This is a genomic window from Bartonella sp. AA86SXKL (assembly GCF_042196885.1).
Window position 1 is genome coordinate 276,765 of sequence record NZ_JBHIRE010000001.1, and the last position, 18,891, is coordinate 295,655.

The 18,891-nt window shown below is 39.5% G+C and carries 12 protein-coding genes; 10 read left to right on the plus strand and 2 right to left on the minus strand.

All coding sequences use genetic code 11. The annotated features are described in order from the left end of the window. Positions 1-6: 6 nt before the first annotated feature. The 3 genes from ACFIO5_RS01040 (at position 7) to ACFIO5_RS01050 (ending at position 4,245) form a co-directional block, all read left to right on the plus strand. Positions 7-1,566: a heme biosynthesis protein HemY gene (locus tag ACFIO5_RS01040; RefSeq protein WP_375642816.1), complete on the plus strand. Its 1,560-nt coding sequence runs from the start codon at positions 7-9 to the stop codon at positions 1,564-1,566. Positions 1,567-1,713: 147 nt separating this feature from the next. Continuing rightward, the gene (locus ACFIO5_RS01045) at positions 1,714-2,460 is read left to right on the plus strand and encodes a glutamine amidotransferase (RefSeq protein WP_375606037.1); all 747 of its coding nucleotides are present in this window, start codon (positions 1,714-1,716) and stop codon (positions 2,458-2,460) included. 798 nt (positions 2,461-3,258) lie between these two features. After that, complete coding sequence (locus ACFIO5_RS01050; RefSeq protein ID WP_375705050.1) at positions 3,259-4,245, plus strand: DUF2125 domain-containing protein; 987 nt, start codon at positions 3,259-3,261, stop codon at positions 4,243-4,245. Positions 4,246-5,558: 1,313 nt separating this feature from the next. Here ACFIO5_RS01050 and ACFIO5_RS01055 read toward each other — a convergent pair. After that, a complete protein-coding gene (locus tag ACFIO5_RS01055; protein ID WP_375705051.1) occupies positions 5,559-10,268 on the minus strand; it encodes an NAD-glutamate dehydrogenase in 4,710 nt (1,569 codons plus the stop codon). A 274-nt stretch (positions 10,269-10,542) separates the two neighbouring features. Between ACFIO5_RS01055 and ACFIO5_RS01060 the strand changes: the two genes are divergently transcribed. From ACFIO5_RS01060 to rpsP, 4 genes are all read left to right on the plus strand, one after another. Next, positions 10,543-11,199, plus strand: a complete 657-nt coding sequence (locus tag ACFIO5_RS01060; RefSeq protein WP_375612226.1) for a carbonic anhydrase — start codon at positions 10,543-10,545, stop codon at positions 11,197-11,199. 230 nt (positions 11,200-11,429) lie between these two features. Beyond that, the gene (ffh, locus tag ACFIO5_RS01065; protein ID WP_375634440.1) at positions 11,430-12,998 is read left to right on the plus strand and encodes a signal recognition particle protein; all 1,569 of its coding nucleotides are present in this window, start codon (positions 11,430-11,432) and stop codon (positions 12,996-12,998) included. A 24-nt stretch (positions 12,999-13,022) separates the two neighbouring features. Continuing rightward, positions 13,023-13,352 carry a chorismate mutase gene (locus ACFIO5_RS01070; protein WP_375633593.1) on the plus strand — a complete coding sequence of 110 codons (330 nt, stop codon included), beginning with the start codon at positions 13,023-13,025 and terminating at the stop codon, positions 13,350-13,352. Between the two features lie 16 nt (positions 13,353-13,368). Next, a complete protein-coding gene (gene rpsP / locus ACFIO5_RS01075) occupies positions 13,369-13,743 on the plus strand; it encodes a 30S ribosomal protein S16 (protein ID WP_375634339.1) in 375 nt (124 codons plus the stop codon). Between the two features lie 122 nt (positions 13,744-13,865). Here rpsP and ACFIO5_RS01080 read toward each other — a convergent pair whose 3' ends face one another. Beyond that, a complete protein-coding gene (locus ACFIO5_RS01080; RefSeq protein ID WP_375606032.1) occupies positions 13,866-14,081 on the minus strand; it encodes a DUF1674 domain-containing protein in 216 nt (71 codons plus the stop codon). Between the two features lie 83 nt (positions 14,082-14,164). Between ACFIO5_RS01080 and htpX the strand changes: the two genes are divergently transcribed. The 3 genes from htpX (at position 14,165) to ACFIO5_RS01095 (ending at position 18,433) form a co-directional block, all read left to right on the plus strand. Next, positions 14,165-15,211, plus strand: coding sequence for a zinc metalloprotease HtpX (gene htpX / locus ACFIO5_RS01085; protein ID WP_375634341.1), 1,047 nt, complete (start codon positions 14,165-14,167; stop codon positions 15,209-15,211). A gap of 47 nt (positions 15,212-15,258) precedes the next feature. Continuing rightward, a complete protein-coding gene (locus ACFIO5_RS01090; RefSeq protein WP_375705052.1) occupies positions 15,259-16,623 on the plus strand; it encodes an RsmB/NOP family class I SAM-dependent RNA methyltransferase in 1,365 nt (454 codons plus the stop codon). Between the two features lie 64 nt (positions 16,624-16,687). After that, positions 16,688-18,433: a heparinase II/III family protein gene (locus ACFIO5_RS01095; protein WP_375634345.1), complete on the plus strand. Its 1,746-nt coding sequence runs from the start codon at positions 16,688-16,690 to the stop codon at positions 18,431-18,433. The last annotated feature ends 458 nt before the right edge of the window (positions 18,434-18,891 follow it).

Consider the following 18,891-nt stretch of genomic DNA (forward strand, 5'->3'; position numbering starts at 1 on the left):
CCCAAGATGATACGTGTTTTTATTTATATTTTTGTTGTTTGTATCCTCGGTTTAGCTTTCACGTGGGTTGCTAATCACAATGGTATTTTTGTTCTCACATTTTTGCATTTCAGATTTTCTGCTTCATTTCTTACAGTGTTAAGTGTGCTTATTTTATTTTTTGTAACGCTGGTGCTTTTATGGTGGTTATTGTCTTTCTTTTTTTCCATACCGAATGCTCTTTCCAATTATTTTTATAAACGCCATCAAAAGCGTGGTTACGAAGCTCTTTCAAAGGGGATTCTTGCAACTTTTGCTGGTGATAGTATGGTTGCGCAAAAAATGGAAGCACGTGTTGCTAAATATCTTGCAGGGAAACAAGAGCCATTGGTAAAACTCTTACAAGCGCAAACCTTGTCTTTACAAAATGACTCTGTTCGCGCCATCGGTCTTTATGAAGAGATGAGAAAGGAAGATCCGACAAAACTGGTTGGACTTTATGGTTTGTTTCGTGAAGCAATGAAGAGTAAAGCTTATGAGGCAGCGCAACAATATGCTGAAGAGGCACTGACTTTATCGCCAGCACTTTTATGGGCGCATCAGGCGGTGCTTGATCGGTTAAGTACTGAGGGTAAATGGGATAAGGCACTTACTATTTTTGAAAGAACGCAAAAAGCTCTCCCGCGTTCTATTCGCGCGATTCCAGAGCGGCAGCATATACAGGTTTTACTACTAAGTGGGCAGGCACTTTCTTTGTTTGATACACATCCTGTACAAGCACGTGAAGCTATTTTGAAAGCCCATAAATTGGCGCCTGATTTTGTTCCAATAATAGTTATTGCTGCTGATATTCTTTATAAATTAAACGAAACGCGTAAAGCGGATAAAATGATTATAGCGGCTTGGCAAAAGGAGCCTCATCCTGACTTGGGAGCGCTTTATCTTGAAAGAGAAGAAGGAGCCATTGGGCGATTGAAAAGGGCTAAGACACTTGCTTCTTATAATAAAGATGCATTTGAGTCGGCTTTCCTTATTGCTAAAGCAGCTTTGGATGCTGGTGAAACAGCATTAGCAAGAGAGAAGGCACAAAAAGCATTACAATGTCATCCACGGGAAAGTGTTTATTTATTGTTGGCAGATATTGAAGAGGCACAGGGAAACAATCAAGGTGCTGTGCGTCAATGGCTTTCTTTAGCACTTCGTGCTGAACGTGATCCAGTGTGGATGTGTGATGGGGCCATTTTTTCTTCTTGGTCAGTGGTTTCTCCAATCAGTGGACGTTTGGGCTGTTTTGAATGGAAGGCGCCTCCTTGTATGCCTTCTCTCACATTAGAGGCGGACAATATTGTGTCGAAAAGGCAAGACAAAGAGTATGTTATGGGAAAAAGTGATGATGTTGGAGATAAGAAGCTTGAAAAATTAACACCTGTAGATGATTCTCTTTTGCATAATGTGCAGGTGGAGAAACAAGATATAAAAGAAAAAGATGTAAAAATGTTCAGTCAAACTCACTTAAATGTTGATGATCCAGGGGTTAAAACAGAAGAAGAAACATCTTTATCGAGGAAAAAATTTCGTTTATTTTAAATTGCACCAATGTTGATAATACGAATGTTTTCTCAGAAGAAACAATTGACCTAGAAGAAAAAATATCGTTAGTCTTGTCCAATAAAATTATTCTCTTATGCTTTAAAAATAAAGTTTTGCTTGGTAGCAGAGGTGATTGGTTAAAAAATGTTTTTAAATCAGAGATGTCTTGATAAAAAACAAAAAAATAACAAACCAAGGATTGCTGTCGTTATTCATCGGCGCTCTACTTATACTGGTCGGTTGGGAAAATTTTTACAACAAAATGGTTTTGTTCTTGATATTTATCGTCCTATTTTTGGACAAAAACTCCCTGATACATTAGAGCATTATGCCGGCGTTGTTATTTTAGGGGGACCGATGAGTGTGAATGACAGCGAAGCCTATATTGGTGAGGAAATTGATTGGATTTCGTTATCACTAAAGGAAAATAAGCCTTTTTTGGGTATTTGTCTTGGAGCACAAATGTTAGCGCGAAATCTAGGGGGGCGCGTTGGTACAAGAAGTGATGGGACTGTTGAAGTCGGCTGGTATCCACTAGAAGCAACCCCACAAGGGAAGGAATTGATGAATTGGCCAGAGATGGTCTACCATTTCCATGATGAAGGTATTTATGATTTACCGAAAGAGGCAATGCTTTTGGCAACAGGGAATACATATCCTACACAAGCTTTTCGTTATGGAAACAATGCATGGGGCTTGCAGTTTCATGCTGAATTTACACGCGCTATGATGCGGCGTTTGGTCGTGCGTTCGGCACATAAATTGACTGAAAAAGGTGCTCAACCTGCTTGTGCACATTTGAAAGGTCGTTTAATCTATGATCGAGCTTTGAGCCAATGGTTTGAAAGTGCATTACACCAGATTTTTTGTACACCGCCCGTACTTGTGTGATTGTTGACAAAGCATTGATTTATATAGGTAATTCACGGTTTTGTATATTGAATGAGAACCCCGAATATAGTAAGGTTTTCTCATTCCAAATCTGTGTATGTTGACTCAATAAAAACTTCTTGCTTGCATGTCACAAGTAGGGCTGGTATGTGGGCAAAAACTGTATAAGAAAAGACTAAAAATGCTTCTTATGAACTGTCTTAAGTGCCAAGGGCTGTCGCAACATTTGGGGGCTAGCCAAATATAATGATGGTGTTGGCTTTGGGTCCTCCATAAGCGTAAAGATGGGGAGCTCAATGGCTTTATCGTTAAGAGACACTATTCATTATCATTTTTGTTGTGCTGTAAAACAGTATGGTTTAAGGCAGAGGTAGAAAATCTATGTAAAACTTTACACATGAGGTGTTTTTTGTTAAAGGGTGTAATGGTTTTTTTTTAAGAAAATCTTGTTTATTGAGCTTATGAGATACTGTACTTTAGAACGATGTATAGAGACTTCTTGAAGTGATCAGTAGATAAAATCCGATCGATTAAGAAGTTGGATTGTGTATAAACTGAACGTGGTTGGGAATCTTTATCCTTTTTAGGGTGGGGAGGAAGTTAAGAGATAAAGAAAGTTTGAATATTGTCTAAATCCTTTCAAATACCATCATCACAAAAAAGTTTTTCTTTGAGTTATTTAATTTGTGGGCTCTTTTGTCTTGCTCTGATATTTATTTATAGTGCACTCTGGTTTTTTTTTCACGTAAAATAGAAGACTATGTTTCTGATATATTCACAAAAGTATCTTCCCATAATATGGCGGTGGTATGTGAGAATGTGCACAAGGATGGTTATCCTTTACGTGTCGGTGTTGTTTGTGACAAGTTTCAATTTTCTTGGCCTTTACATGGGGTTTCTTTATCGACGGGGCGTTTGACAGCTGGTGCACCAATTTACGCACCTCATTTAGTCGAGTTTAATGTTCATTCTCCTGCATTAATTGTTTTTTCCGGAAAAACTCCCATAGTATCGCATTGGCGCAATTTGGTGATTGAAACAGAGCCTTATTGGAAAACGGGTAAAACATTGAAATTTATAGCTGAAGGGCTTGATATTTCATCTTTTTCCTCTTCCCCTGAAGATCAAAAGCTTCAAGAAGCATTAAGAGCACAAACGGCAGATAAAAAAACGACACAAGAAAATATTGAAGATCCGGCATCTTTGCAAAATACGCATGACGTGATTATTCAGCCGTTAGAGCCACAAGATATGCTTCAAAAAATAACGGCAGAATTTTTGCGTTTTGATCTAAAACATGAAAAGAATAATTTATCGGGACATATAACTTTTGACGGTTTTGATGCTTCTCCTTTTTTAAAATCTTCTTTTGTTGATATTCCTAAAATTGATGGCAATTTGAAATGGATTTTAAATGACATCTCTTTTCAGTCTGAAGATGAAGAAAAAAATTGGCAACAGCGACTGTATGGAAAAAGTGGACTTTTAAAGCAAGGTGAATTGACTTTTCATACAGGTGGTGCAGTGCGTATTAGTGGACCTTTTTCTTTTGATGATGAAGGATATTTGACAGCAAAATTTGAACTTGTCCTTATTCAGTCCATGAAGCTTCTTGACACTTTGCAGCACTTATTTCCCGCGCAAGCCAATAATCTTCAAGCGTTATTTTTTATTTTGGGTGTTTTGCCTAAAAATGCGGACGGCACTCCCGTTCTTTCCTTGCTCATTAACAATGGGTGGGTAAAATTAGGCTTTTTAAAACTTGGTCGTCTTGCTCCGCTTTAGGTGTTGTACCAAAGTCTTTTTTCATTTTTACTACCAAATTTCGATTTTTTCTGATTTTCATACTTTTTTGCAATTTTAGAGTGTCAAAATCTATTTTAACAAAATGCGTATTTAATGGTAAAAAAATAGCTATAAAAATAAAAAATTACCACCTACTCCTAATTCGTCCAACCTCTTTTCACTTAGTACAAAATCTTATGTCAAACTACATATAGCAACAGTGTTTGTATGGAAAAAGTGGCATTTTAAAGTATGCTGAATTGCCTTTTTATACAGGTGGTGTGGTTTTTGTTAGGAACCTTTTTCTTTATATATGGATTGAGCATATTGCATATATTTGTTTGGGTGTAACCTCTAAAAACAAGTAAATAGCCTAGTTGGAGGAAGATATGAAGTTGTAAAGGGGAAAATCAACATCCATCTTTACTGTCATTTTTTATTCGATTTTACGCATTTCAAAAGCAGTTACAGTTATATCTTTTAAATAATGGATTAAACTTATCCTTTTATTTCTGATATTTTTTAATGAAGCCATATGTCTTCCACGTAAAACAGAATATATTTGTATTGCATATTTACGCATTTGTTAAAAAAATATTTCTCAGTGCTTCCTATTTCACGATGTCGCCTGTGAATGGTATAAGGATAAAGCCATTAAGCACCATCATCTTTTCGGTTACGGAGTAACAAGCTAGGGGAAAACATCATCATATTATATTTGCTTATATTTGCTAATTCTCAATCTTACTGCAGCTTTTGGCACTTGTGGCGGTTTATGAGGGGCATTTTTAGTCCTTTCTTTACTGTTTTTATCTATTCGGCTTTCCCATTTGCAATATGCAAGGGGAAATGGGGTTAATTAATTGAATATAAATAGATTTTAAATGAGACAAATTTAGAATATCGGATTATCATAAAAATGATAAAATTATGATTGTAAATCAATATATTATATTTTTATGATGAAGGATATTTGACAGTAAAATTTGAATTTATTTTTTATTTTGAGTGCTCTGTCTAAAAATGCGGGATAGGGTTTCCGTTCTTCCCTTGTTGATTAGTCATGGATGGATAGAACGGAGCAAAAGCTTAGCTGTTTTGTACTGCTTTTAAGTCTGAAAGTTTATGTTTTTAGGGTGAGAAATCAATCCTGTTGTTTTTTTTGAAATTGTTGCAAACAATTCTATTGTGATAAATAGCGAGATTTTTATTTTTGGTGTTATGTCTAAAATGCAAACTTCTGCTCTGTCTTAGTTGGTTTGTTGTGGTGGTGGGATAGAACGGGAGATTGAGGGGGTCGTTTTGTATTTTCTTTAGGTTTGAAAGCCAATATTTTGAAGTTGAGAAATCAATCCTGCTGCAAAAGTAAAACGAGAAATATTGAGATCATTTTCAATAAGGGCGCTAATGCGGTTTGTAATGTTGTGAATATGATCTTCTTCTGTTTTTTTCCAAGTGTCAAAAGGATCTTTTTTCTTTCCATAATTTTTGAGGATTTTCATAACGATTTGCCGAAAGCTTTCAGAAACATTTTCTTTGGCTTGGCTTAAAGCCATACTATCATAATAATCTACTACAGGGATTATACGACTTGCTTCGTTAATGCGGTTTATACGAATGATTTGCGCAAGTGAAAAGTAGATCTCTGCGGTTTTAATAAGATCACTGTTGCTTTTTTTTGCAATTAAAGAAATATCACAGATTGTTGAAGCAGCTTCCAAGAGGGCTAATTGTTTCGCTAATGCTTTTGGTGCTCCCTCTTCGCTGTAGTGTAATGCTTTTTCTTCAATCTTTTGCTTAATATCGTTGTCGTGAGAATGCATAAGCTCTTTTTCAATAACGCTACGGGCTTGCTTTATTGTTTTTACAATTTCTTCTAATGGACGTGAGAGATCTATGTTGTGCAACCCCCAATTGGTTGTTTCAAAGAGCATTGGGGTCATTGTTGCGTAGAATTTATTTTGGACAAGACCGGGTATTTTATTATCAAGCTTATCAATTTGCTCAGACAATTGAGGAATTTCGAAACCATCGCGGATGGCAATGAAAACGCGAATAATATTTTCAGTCTTTTGTTCTGTTGCATCGTGTAGTCTATTAACAAAAGTGGGGCCTCCACGATTTACAATATCGTTGGCAATCAGCGTTGCGATAATATTACGACGCAATTGATGGTTAATAACTTCCTTCTTAAAATTTTCTTGAATTTGGGTTGGAAAATAGTTCAGCAAGGCTGTATTGAAATAGTGATCATCAACAATGGGGCTATTAGCAATTTCTTCTTTTAAGGTCAATTTAGCATAGGCAAAAATAACGGCGAGTTCTGGACGGAGAAGACCTTTGCCTTGGGTTGTTCTTTGTCGTAAAATTTGCTCATCAGGGAGTATTTCAACTCTACGATCTAGAAGCTTTTTTTGTTCCAAATCGTGCATAAAGCGTATTTGATAGGGCAAATCAGTAGTGCTTTGGTTTTCCGCCAAAGAAAGCGCAAGGGGTTGTAGATAATTGTTGCGCAAGACGAGTTGCTCGACTTGAGGCGTCATTTTTTTCAAGAGCTTATTGCGATCTTCGCGGGTTAACGTTTTGGCACGTAGTGCTGATGCAAGAACAATTTTGAGATTGACCTCAATATCAGAACAATTCACACCAGCAGAATTGTCAATGGCATCCGTATTGCATCGACCACCATTTAAGACATATTCAATCCGTCCACGTTGTGTAACACCAAGATTAGCTCCTTCACCAATAATTTTTGCACGCACTTGTTCTCCGGTAATGCGTATTGCATCATTTGCGCGATCACCTACTTGGGCATCGTTTTCTGTTGCAGCACGGATATAAGTACCAATGCCACCGAACCATAAAAGATCAACAGGGGCTTTGAGAAGAGCAGAGATAATTTCAAAGGGTGTTCCTGTTTGTTTTTCGAAACCAATGGCTTGTGCTGCTTCAGGTGAGAGAGTAATGGTTTTTTCTTTTCGTGAGAAGATACCACCGCCCTTTGATAATTTGGTTTTATCGTAATCCTGCCAGCTTGAGCGAGGCAGTCTGAAGAGACGCGTACGCTCTGCATAGCTTTCGTCTATGTTCGGATCTGGATCAATAAAGATATCGCGGTGATCAAAAGCGGCAATCAATTTTGTTTGTTTGGAAAGCAGCATTCCATTGCCAAAGACATCACCAGACATATCGCCAACACCGACACAGGTGAAGGGCGTTGTTTGAATATCGTGATTAAATGACTCTCTAAAATGTCTTTTGACGGCTTCCCATGCACCTTTAGCTGTAATACCAATGTCTTTGTGGTCGTAACCTGCTGAACCTCCAGAGGCAAAAGCATCATCAAGCCAAAAGTGGTTTGCTTGGCTGATGGCGTTGGCTGTATCAGAAAAAGTTGCTGTTCCTTTGTCTGCCGCAACAACAAAATAGGGGTCAGGGTCATCATGACAGATGACATTGTGGGGAGAACTTATTTTGCCGTTAATCAGATTGTCTGTAATGGAGAGCAAAGCTGTGATAAAGTCTGTATAAGCTTGTCGTGCTGCTTCTATGATGACAGCACGGTCATTTGTTTGGGGAAGCCGATGGGGATAGAATCCACCTTTTGCACCTGCAGGAACGATAACCGCATTTTTAACTTGTTGGGCTTTGACTAAGCTAAGCACTTCGGTGCGATAATCTAATGCACGGTCAGACCAACGAATTCCACCACGAGCGATAGGTCCAAAACGCAAATGGACCCCTTCAACTTCTGGTCCATAAACAAAAATTTCTCGGTAAGGGCGCGGTTCAGGCAAACCTTCAATCTGGCGCGGATTTAATTTGGTGGCTAAAATACGCCGTGGACTTCCATCAGGAAGAGGTGTAAAGGCATTCGTTCGTAAACTCGCCTCGATAAGGTTACAATAACGGCGTAAAATGAGATCATCGTCTAAACCAGAGACTTTCCGTAATTTTTCTTCAATGCGCTTTTGAATGACTTGTTGGTTTTTTTCCCGTTCTTTTTCTGTATGGCTTTGATGAAATTTTAAATGAAATAAAGCATAAAGATCTTGGGTAATGTCAGGATAAGCATTTAAAGTTTGGGCAACGCGATCTTGCGAATAAGGAATTCCAGCTTGTTGGAGATAGCGCCCATAATGGCGCAAAATAACAATTTCATGCCAATCAAGCTCAGCTGTCTGGGTGAGAGCATTAAAGCCGTCATTATCAGCATTTTGTGCCCAAATGGCTTCAAAGGTTTCGGCGTGTTTTTGACCGTCTTTTTCAAAATCGATACAGCGTTGGAAAGTACTTTCTAGCTGCATATCATGAAGATACACAGAGCGCCCATTGCCATCTGGTAATTCAAGGGTTTGTTCAGCAATAACGCGAAACCCCATGTTTTCAAGGAGTGGTACACGTTTGGAAAGGGCAAGTGCTTCATGGCGGTGAAAAAGCCGAAGAGAAATGCACTGTTTTTCTTTGTTTTGTGCGTGATAAAAGATCACGAAAAGGGGCTTTTCATCATGAAGACTTAGAATATGTCCGGCATCGTTAATAGCGTCTTCAGCTGAAAATAAATCACGATAGCTGTTGGGGAATTCACTGGCTAGACGTGTTTGTTGCTCTGTTATTTTCTTGTTAAGAGCGATGGCTTGAACCCTGTCTTCCCAACTTCGTGCAATCGAACGTACATGTTGTTCAAGTGTGGAGCGCTCGTGAAGAGGAACAGTTTCATTTCCTTTGCGATGGATGATATAATAGACACGTATAAGAGTGCTTTCCAAAAATAGCGGATAAGATTCAAAAAAGTCACCTTTATAAAGCTCAACAAAATGTTCGCCAACTTTTTCACGCAGGCTGCTGCTATATTGGTCACGCGGTACGTAGACCAGGATAGAAACAAAGCGTCCAAAAGAATCAGTGTGGGCAAGAACCCGTAAACGTGGGCGCTCATCTAATTGTAGAATAAGCTTAGTGTTTTCTGTCAATGTATCAACATCAGAGCGAAACATTTCATCTCTTGGATAGGTTTCTAAAGCACTGATGAGTGCTTTTCCTGAATAATCGGCGTGATTGTGTCCAAGACGTTGAATAATAGTTCGGGCTTTTTCTTTTAAGAAAGGAATTTGCAAAATAGAACGTGTATAAGCTGAGGAGGTAAAAAGCCCTACAATGCGTAATTCTCCACAGAGTTGGTTTTCTTTATCAAAGATTTTAAGACCAATATAATCGAGCCAAACAGAACGGTGAATTTTGGAGCGGCTGTTCGCTTTTGTCACGATAAACAGATTATCGCTTTCCATGAAGGATAAAACTTCTTGAGGAGGTTCTTTCATGCTTTTATCGTCAATAATATGAATAGAAGCATCCGTGAGTATACCAAGTTCAATATTACTCGCTGTAAAGGATTTTAGGGGTTTTTGGTCTTTGATGAAGTTGTAAGTGCGCATACCAAGGAAAATGAAATTATCGTCCATTAGCCAGTGAAGAAACTCAATGGCTTTTTCGCCTTCTTGTTTGTAGTGCGGGGGAAGACTTATTTGGTAGGCATGAATATGCTTTTCAACTTCTTCAAGCATAGGTTTCCAGTCTTGTACAGCAGCATTAACCTGTTCAAGAACTAAGGTGAGTTCATTTTCAAGTTTTTGTATTTGCTGTTTGTTTAATGACTCGATGTGAATTTGCATCAGACTGATGCGTTTTCCAGAAGCACAATCAATAATGGGGTGTGCAATCAAATAGATATGGTTTTTGTGTTGATTGAAAACATTTAAAATAGAATCGAGAAGGAAGGGTTTGTTATCATTGACAAGCGTGATAACGGTTACAGGTCTGTTACTACGGGTTAAATTTTGCTCAAAGCAGATGGTGTTGTTTCCCGTCTGATGGAGATTAAAAGCTTTTACCGCGATGGCTGTGGCCTTTTTAAGTTCTTCATTTTCATAATAAGTAATATCTTCTTTATCGGTTTGGGCAAAAAGGATTTGTTCTATTTTATCTTGGGTGTTTTTTGTTTCTGTTTTTTTTTGTTGCAACACATTCACTCTCCCTTTTTGCTCTTAAGGGGTCTTTTCTTCTCTTTTTAAAAGCAGACCATTATATTTTTTATATACTGTAACACCTTCTTTCTGAAGAAAATAGCTCTTTATTTGGAAAGAATGAGTTTGTTTTTGCTATTTTTAGTAATATTTTGTACTTTAAAGAAATATTTTGCTTCAAGGAAAGGGCATTTTTAGTATTTTTGTATGTTAATAGTTTGTTTTTTAAACTATACAAAATGAAAGTAAAAAAAGAAGCAAAAGTAAAGAGAGAATGGCGCATTTACCAGAAAGACTTTTAAGTGGTTACCAAAACTTTATAAACAATCATTTTTTATATAAAATAGCAGATTATCAGCAATTGGCGATTGAGGGGCAGAAACCTGAAGTTTTGGTCATTGCTTGTTGTGATTCGCGTGCAGTACCAGAAATGATTTTTGATGCTAAGCCAGGGGAAATTTTCACTCTGCGCAACGTGGCGAATGTGGTTCCTCCTTTTTCTCCTGATGACCAATATCACGCAACATCAGCAGCTCTTGAATATGCTGTGCAATTGCTTGAGGTGAGACATATTGTTGTTTTTGGTCATGCCCATTGTGGAGGCATTCGTACTGCTCTTAATGAGACATATAAATCTTTATTATCAAATGATTTTATCGGTCAATGGATAAGTCTCTTAGCTCCAGCAGCAGAAATCGTTTTGAATAATAAGTCGCTGTCTTGGCCAGAAAAACAGACGGCATTAGAGCAGCTTTCTATTCGCCATTCGTTGAGAAATTTAGAGACGTTTCCGTGGATAAAGCTTCGCAAAGATCAAGGTTTTTTGACATTGCATGGGGTTTGGTTTGATATCTCTAGCGGAAAATTATGGAGCATGGAACAGGAAACAGGTTGTTTTATGCGTGTTGAAGTTGAAAGTTTTGAAGTATAGTATTTGTTGTTTTTATTTCTTCGTATAAAAAGATATTTTATGATAAAACTTGACAAAGCTGGGGTTTTATTGTTTGAAGGAGCAAGCTTTCAGTGACAAAATTAACTTGGAGCCACCGACTGAGACCCCGGTTTAAGGGTATAAAGAGATCTCAGAGGTCAACATCCGACGGCGCGATGCGTTCTCGGATGCTATTTTGGTTTGTTTGTTATGCAACAATGAGGTAAATGATGTTTGAATCCTTGCAAGAGCGACTTGGTTCTATCCTGTCTCATTTGACGGGACGTGGCGCTTTATCGGATCAGGATGTTGTAGAGGCGCTGCGTGAAATTCGTCGCGCTTTATTGGAAGCTGATGTTGCTCTTGATGTTGTGCGCTCTTTTACCGATAGAGTTCGGGAAAAAGCTGTTGGGGCCGAAATCGTTAAATCAATTAAACCAGGCCAAATGGTGGTTAAAATTGTTCATGATGAATTGGTTCATATTCTTGGAAATGAAAGCGTTCTGAGTGATTTAAATGCACCAGCTCCTGTTGTTATCATGATGACTGGTTTGCAAGGTTCGGGAAAAACAACCACAACAGCAAAGCTTGCAAAACGTTTTACTGATAAGCACAATAAAAAAGTTCTCATGGCGTCATTAGATACACGCCGTCCCGCTGCACAGGAGCAATTGCGCCAATTGGGAGAGCAGGCAAAACTTGCAAGCTTGCCTATTATTGCGGGTCAGCTGCCCGTTGATATTGCATCACGTGCCGTGCAGGCTGCTAAATTGGGTGGTTATGACGTGCTTCTTCTTGACACAGCAGGACGTAATCATATTGATGAAGCTTTGATGCTCGAATTGGCTGAAATTAAAGCATGTTCCCTTCCTCATGAGATTATGTTGGTGGCTGATAGTTTGACGGGGCAAGATGCCGTTCATCTTGCTCGTTCTTTTGATGAGCGTGTAGGGATTACGGGGATTATTTTAACACGGATGGATAGTGATGGGCGTGGTGGCGCTGCTCTTTCTATGCGTGCTGTTACAGGTAAACCAATTAAAGCAATTGGAACTGGTGAAAAAATAGATGCTTTAGAAGAATTTCATCCCAGTCGTATTGCTGATCGTATTCTCGGAATGGGGGATATTGTTTCTTTGGTTGAAAAAGCTGCAGAAACAATGGATCACGAGAAAGCTGCTGCTTTTGCAAAAAAAATGCAAGCCGGAAAATTTGATCTGAATGATCTTGCAGAACAGTTGCAGAAAATGAAAAAACTGGGTGGAATGGGCGGTATTATGGGCATGTTGCCAGGAATGGGGAAGGTCAAAGAGCAGATTGCGGCTGCGGGGTTTGATGATCGTTTGTTTGATCGTCAATTGGCCATTATTTCATCTATGACACCGAAAGAGCGGGCGAATCCAGAGCTTTTAAAACATAGCCGCAAACAACGAATTGCTAAGGGGTCTGGTACGACAGCGGCTGATATTAATAAACTTTTGAAGATGTATCGCCAAATGGCTGATATGATGAAAGCCATGGGTGGTAAAGGAAAAAGTGGTTTTATGGGAAAAATGTTGGGAGGCCTTGGTTCCAAAATGGGTTTTGGTGGTATGGGAAACTTGGGAGGGGATTCTTCAGCTATGCCGGATTTGTCGGGATTGGATCCAAAGCAATTCTCAATGCTTCAAAAGCAAATTGAAAATGGTAATGGAGGGAAGCTCTTGCCCGGACTTCCTAAGCGTGGACCTACATTTCCTGGTTTTTCCAATGGCATTGTCGATGGGGGAAATTTTCCTCAGCATCCTAAGAAAAAATAAGATGTAAAGAGGGAAAGGAATATAATGCAGGAAACAGTATTAAACGAATTGGCACATTTACGAGCATCCATTGATAATTTTGATGCAACCTTGATTCATATCTTAGCAGAGCGGTTTCGTTGTACGAAAGCTGTTGGGCGCTTAAAAGCCCATTATGATTTGCCTAAAGTAGATCCTCTGCGTGAGCAATATCAGGTAGCGCGTTTGCGGCAATTGGCTATAGATAGTCATCTTGATCCTGATTTTGCTGAAAGATTTTTAAAATTTATTATTAAAGAAGTTGTGAGTCATCATGAAGTTATTGCTGAAGAGCAAAAAACAAAAAAAGTCAATTTAAACGAAAGCCAGAGCTGACAATAGGAGATAAAATATGGCATTGAAAATTCGTTTGTCCCGTGGAGGTTCAAAAAAACGTCCTTACTATCATATCGTCGTTGCAGATGTTCGTAGTCCGCGCGATGGACGGTTTCTTGAACGTGTTGGTGCATGGGATCCAATGTTGCCTAAAGATGGACCGAGGGTGAAACTTAATGAAGAACGTATCCAATATTGGCTTGCGCAAGGGGCTCAACCAACAGATCGCGTTTTACGGTTTTTAGATGCAGCTGGCTTGAAAAAGCGTCCAACTCGTAATAATCCACATAAAGGTGAACCGGGTAAAAAAGCACAAGAACGTATAGCAGCAGCAAAGCAAGCGGCAGAAGAAGCAGCGGCAGCGGCTGAAGCAGAATCTGCTACAGCATAAGAAGCATGGTTGTTTAATCAACGTGTTTTTAAAAGCTTTAGAAAAATAAATATTATCCGTTTTTGTCTATCAAAAACGGATTTTCTTTAAAAAGCTGCTTGTTTAAACCGCGCTGGTTTTTTTTAAAAATCAATGGCGCGGCCTTTAATTTCCCAGTCTCCATAGCGGGAAGGGTCTTTGCCGCCGCGTCCGCCGTTTTCTAAAGGTTGTTCTTTTTTTGTTGCGCGTTTTCGTCTTTCCTCAGCTTCTTTAAGGGCGCGTTGTGCTGCGGGAGAAAGAGATTGCTGTTTAATGACAGTTGCATTTTTTTTGCTTGTTTTCTCATCTTTTTTATTCATTTTACACCTATTCCATTGAAAAAGCAGAAAGAAAACACCATCATATAGTATTGATTGACTTTTATCATGGAGTTTTTTGAGTAATGAATATAATGCGTACAGCTATGCTTTTGGCTTTTTTAACTGCTCTTTTTATGGGAGTTGGTTATCTTGTTGGAGGGGGTGGTGGCATGGTCATTGCTCTTTTGATGGCAAGTGGTTTAAACTTTTTTTCTTATTGGAATTCAGATAAAATCGTTTTACGCATGTACGGGGCGCGTGAAGTTGATCAGCATTCAGCACCAGTTTATTATAAGATTGTAAGCGATTTAGCTAAAAAAGCTTCTCTTCCTCAACCAAAAATTTATGTTATTGAGAATGCACAGCCAAATGCTTTTGCGACGGGACGTAATCCGCAAAATGCAGCTGTTGCTGCAAGTACTGGGTTGTTAGAGCGGTTAAGCGCTGAGGAAATTGCCGGCGTTATGGCGCATGAGCTCGCACATATTGAGCATCGTGATACGTTAACAATGACTCTAACCGCAACGATTGCAGGGGCAATTTCAATGCTTGGTAATTTTGCTTTCTTTATGGGAGGACAGCGTAACTCTTCAGAAGATTCTCATGGCGCAGGGGCAATTGGAGGATTTATTGCATTGCTTGTGGCGCCTTTTGCAGCGATGCTGGTGCAAATGGCGATTAGCCGTACACGGGAATATGCTGCGGATCGTAGAGGGGCTGAAATATGTGGTAATCCTTTATGGTTGGCTTCGGCATTGCGTAAGATTGCTGATGGGGGACGTGGGGTATATAATGAAGAAGCAGAGCATAATCCAGCAACCGCGCATCTGTTTATTATTAATCCTTTGAGCGGTGAGGGAGCGGATAGTCTTTTTTCGACACATCCAGCAACTGCAAATCGTATCGCTGCTCTTTATCAGCAAGCAGAAGAGATGAAAGGGGCTCTTGCCAAAAGTGTGGGATGGAATAAAGAAGACGCTATACATGAAAAAAGCAGCGGGATGAACTATGGAGATTTTCATAGTGGTCAGACTCATGTATTAGGTGAACAGGAAAACAGTTCTTTTCAACGTGTTACAAAACGTCCTTCTTGGCTTCGTTATGAAAATTCAAAAAGATCTCGTTCATAGAGTTATTGAGGGAGCTTTTGAGAAAACTGTGATATAAAGGTGGTGTTTTGAAACACAAAAAAGCGGGGCATGTGTCTGAAAAAAATGTTCCAGGATTAGCTGTTCGGCAGGTGTGTGTGCGTCTTTTTGGGGCGGTAGTTGATAAGTACACGCCTCTTTCTGGTTTGACAGATAATGAACACGGAAATCCACAATATTTAAAACTTTCACAACGAGATCGTTTGTTATGTCGGGCTATTTTAACAGCTTCATTGCGTCATCGAGGGCAGATTATGGCGGCTCTCTCACGCTTTTTGGCGCGTCCTTTGCCTTCACAAGCACTTTCACTTCAGAATCTTTTGCATATCAGTGTTGCACAAATTCTTTATCTTGATATTCCTGATCATGCGGCTATTGATTTAGCTGTGCGTGTGGCGAAACTTGATCCTCGAATGCGCCGTTTTTCAGGGGTAGTGAATGCTCTTTTGCGCAATGTTGCGCGTGAGGCAGAGCCTTTACGCCAACAAGTTCCTACCATTGAAGGTGTTCCAGCGTGGTTTGGACAACTTTTAGTGTCAGCTTATGGAACAGAAAAGGCACATCAGATTATCGCAATTCAAAGTGTGGAACCCCCTCTCGATTTGACAGTGAAATCTGATAGTGGTGGATGGGCTGAAAGGCTTGGTGGTGTGGTATTGCCCAATGGTTCTGTTCGATTGAATCGTCTGGAGTGTTCTGTTTCTGATTTACCAGGCTATCGTGAAGGGTCTTGGTGGGTTCAAGATTTCGCTGCATCGTTGCCTGCTTGTTTACTTGGGAGTATTGAGGGTAAACGCGTTTCTGATCTTTGTGCGAGCCCTGGGGGAAAAACAGCACAATTGGCTTTGCAAGGGGCTGAGGTGACTGCAATTGAGCTTTCTGCTAACCGCATAAAGCGTTTAAAAGAAAATATGGAACGGCTTCATTTTTCAGTTCACATTTGGCAGGGCGATGTGAGAAATTTCTATCCCACACAGCTTTTTGATGCGATTCTTCTTGATGCTCCTTGTTCTTCTACAGGAACAATCCGTCGTCATCCAGATATTTTATGGACGAAATCGAAGGATGATATCGTCAAGTTAGCGGCGTTGCAATATGATTTGCTTGTCGCAGCAATTTCTTTGGTGAAGGTAGAGGGGCGGATTGTTTTTTCCAATTGTTCATTGGCAAGAGAAGAAGGTGAAGATCTTATTGAGAAAATTTTGTCGACACGCAATGACATTGTTTTAGACCCTATTTGTCCAGAGGAAATAGGAGCACTGGAGCATTTGCTTTGTGAGGGGGTGTTACGGACAACGCCTGCGGATTTTTGTCATAAAAATTTTGATGCTGAGAAAACCGTATTTTTAGGAATGGATGGTTTTTTCGCTGCGCGCTTACGAAAAATTGCTTAATTAACGCTTCATTTACAAAAATGGTCGAAATTGTATTTGATTCAGCATAAATGGAGATGAAATTTTGGCGGTTGCGGTAAAAGCTCCTCAGGTAAAAGTGGCAGCCTGTATCGATACGATACAGAATGTTATGCGGCGTTTATGGGTTGGACCATTGTTTCGTTGGCGATTTTCAGGGTTTCGTCCTCATAAAATTTTAGCGCATCCCATGGATTTGCATGTAGCAGACTCTATGATGGCGCATGAATTTTATCATGGTCGTTTTGCTTTTGCTGGTCACATTGTTCATTCTGGTGCTGTTTCGCCGTTTTCATTGGTTCCACCAACGCTAGAATGGGAAGCGGCTCTACATGATTTTCATTGGTTGCGCCATATGGAGGCAGCAGGAAGTGATTTAGCTTCTGCACATGCACGCTCTCTTTTAGAAGATTGGTTTGACCATGCTGGCAAGAAGGTAAAAGGACTTGCTTGGAGTGGTCCTGTTGTGGCGCGGCGCTTGATTTCATGGATTTGTCATTCGAAAATGTTGTTAGAAGGGGCAAGTGAGCGGTTTGAAAAACGCTTTTTGCGTGCACTTGGTTTGCAATTTCGTTATTTGCGCGTGACAATTTGTAGTATGGAGCACAATGATCAACGTTTACAAGCAGCAGTGGCTTTGACATTCGCATCTCTTGCTTTGCCTGTTTCTGTGGCAGTGAAAAAAAAGGTACAAACGACGCTTATAGAGGAGCTTTCCCGTCAAATCCTAGTTGATGGTGGGCATATTTCCCGTAGTCCTGTTATTTTGCTGAATTTGTTATCGGATTTATTGTCGTTACGGCATCTTTTTATGCGTAGCAATGAAACGGCACCCCGTATTTTGATTGATTCTGTTGAGCGTATGTTGCCAGCTTTACGATTCTTTATCCATGAGGATCAGACGTTGGCCCATTTTAATGGGGTTGGTCCCCTTGTGTCGGAACGGTTATCATCACTTTTGGAGCTTGATGAAACAGGAGGACATCCTTTTAGTTATGCCCGTTATTCAGGATTTCAGCGCTTAAAAGCCAATCAAACAACAGTGCTTGCAGATACAGGAAAGTTTCCACCCCGCTCTGTAGCACAGCAGGCTTGTTCGGGGTGTTTGTCTTTTGAAATGTCTTCACAAGGGCACCGTTTTATTATCAATACCGGTGTTAATCCTGATGGGAGGGAAGATTATCGACATTTAGGGCGTGTTACTGCAGCACATTCAACAGCTACGCTTAATGATTGTTCAGTGGGTTCTTTTTATCATAAAAAGAAAAATGGCGCGCCATTTTTGTTTGATGGACCAACAGATGTTCAAGTGTGCCGTATAGATGATTCAGAGAAGACGGGTTTTATTGCGAGTCATAATGGTTATGTGCGACCCTTTAATCTTATTCATGAGCGTGGTCTTATTTTGGCGACAAATGGAGATACGATCGAAGGTTTTGATCGCTTTTTTATGCCAAGTAAAGGGAGAAAGAGACACAAGAGTGTGCAAAATGAACAAAATTATGTTGCTGTTCGATTTCATCTTCATCCACAAGTTGAAGTTAACTATGATGGCAAACGTGTGTGTTTAGCCGTAAAGAACGAGAACGTGAAGAGCGAACAAATATGGTATTTTATATCGCCTGACGCAGATATTTGTCTTGAAGATTCGATTGATTTTGCAGAATTAACAGGTCCACAACGGACACAACAGATTGTTTTATATTTTCGTCCTGCATTTCAGGAAAAAGTTCGTTGGCGTTTTATCCGTAAAGCGTTTGATAAAAAATTAGAACATTGTTCCAACCCATAGTATATTGCGTTTTATATTGCGTGTCGCAAAACATTATTGTTTATTGTGGTAATATTCTCAAAATTTGAAGATCATATCAATTTTATACACGAAGCATTTTTTGGGAGTATGGGTTGGATGTTTTTAGGCAAGGTTTGCTCATAGAATCTCATGAGGTGATGCTAAAGGGATTGGCTTCAGAAAAAAAGGTTTTTGAAAGACCCTTGTTGACAGATGAGTACTAGTTAAGGATTTTGATCCTTTAAAGATATGGAGAGAAAATTAAGCCGTTGCTTATCTTCGATAAGTTTTTAAGTGTGCTGTTGGGATCAATATTTCTCTCTGAGAGAGTTGCATTAATAGGATTACGCTCTTCACGAAAAACAGAGCGCTATTGTATTGTATATTCACGGACTTATTTTAAAGAAAAATCCCTTAACGCTTCCAAGCCTATTTTGCGACGATGCCCGTGATGGGTA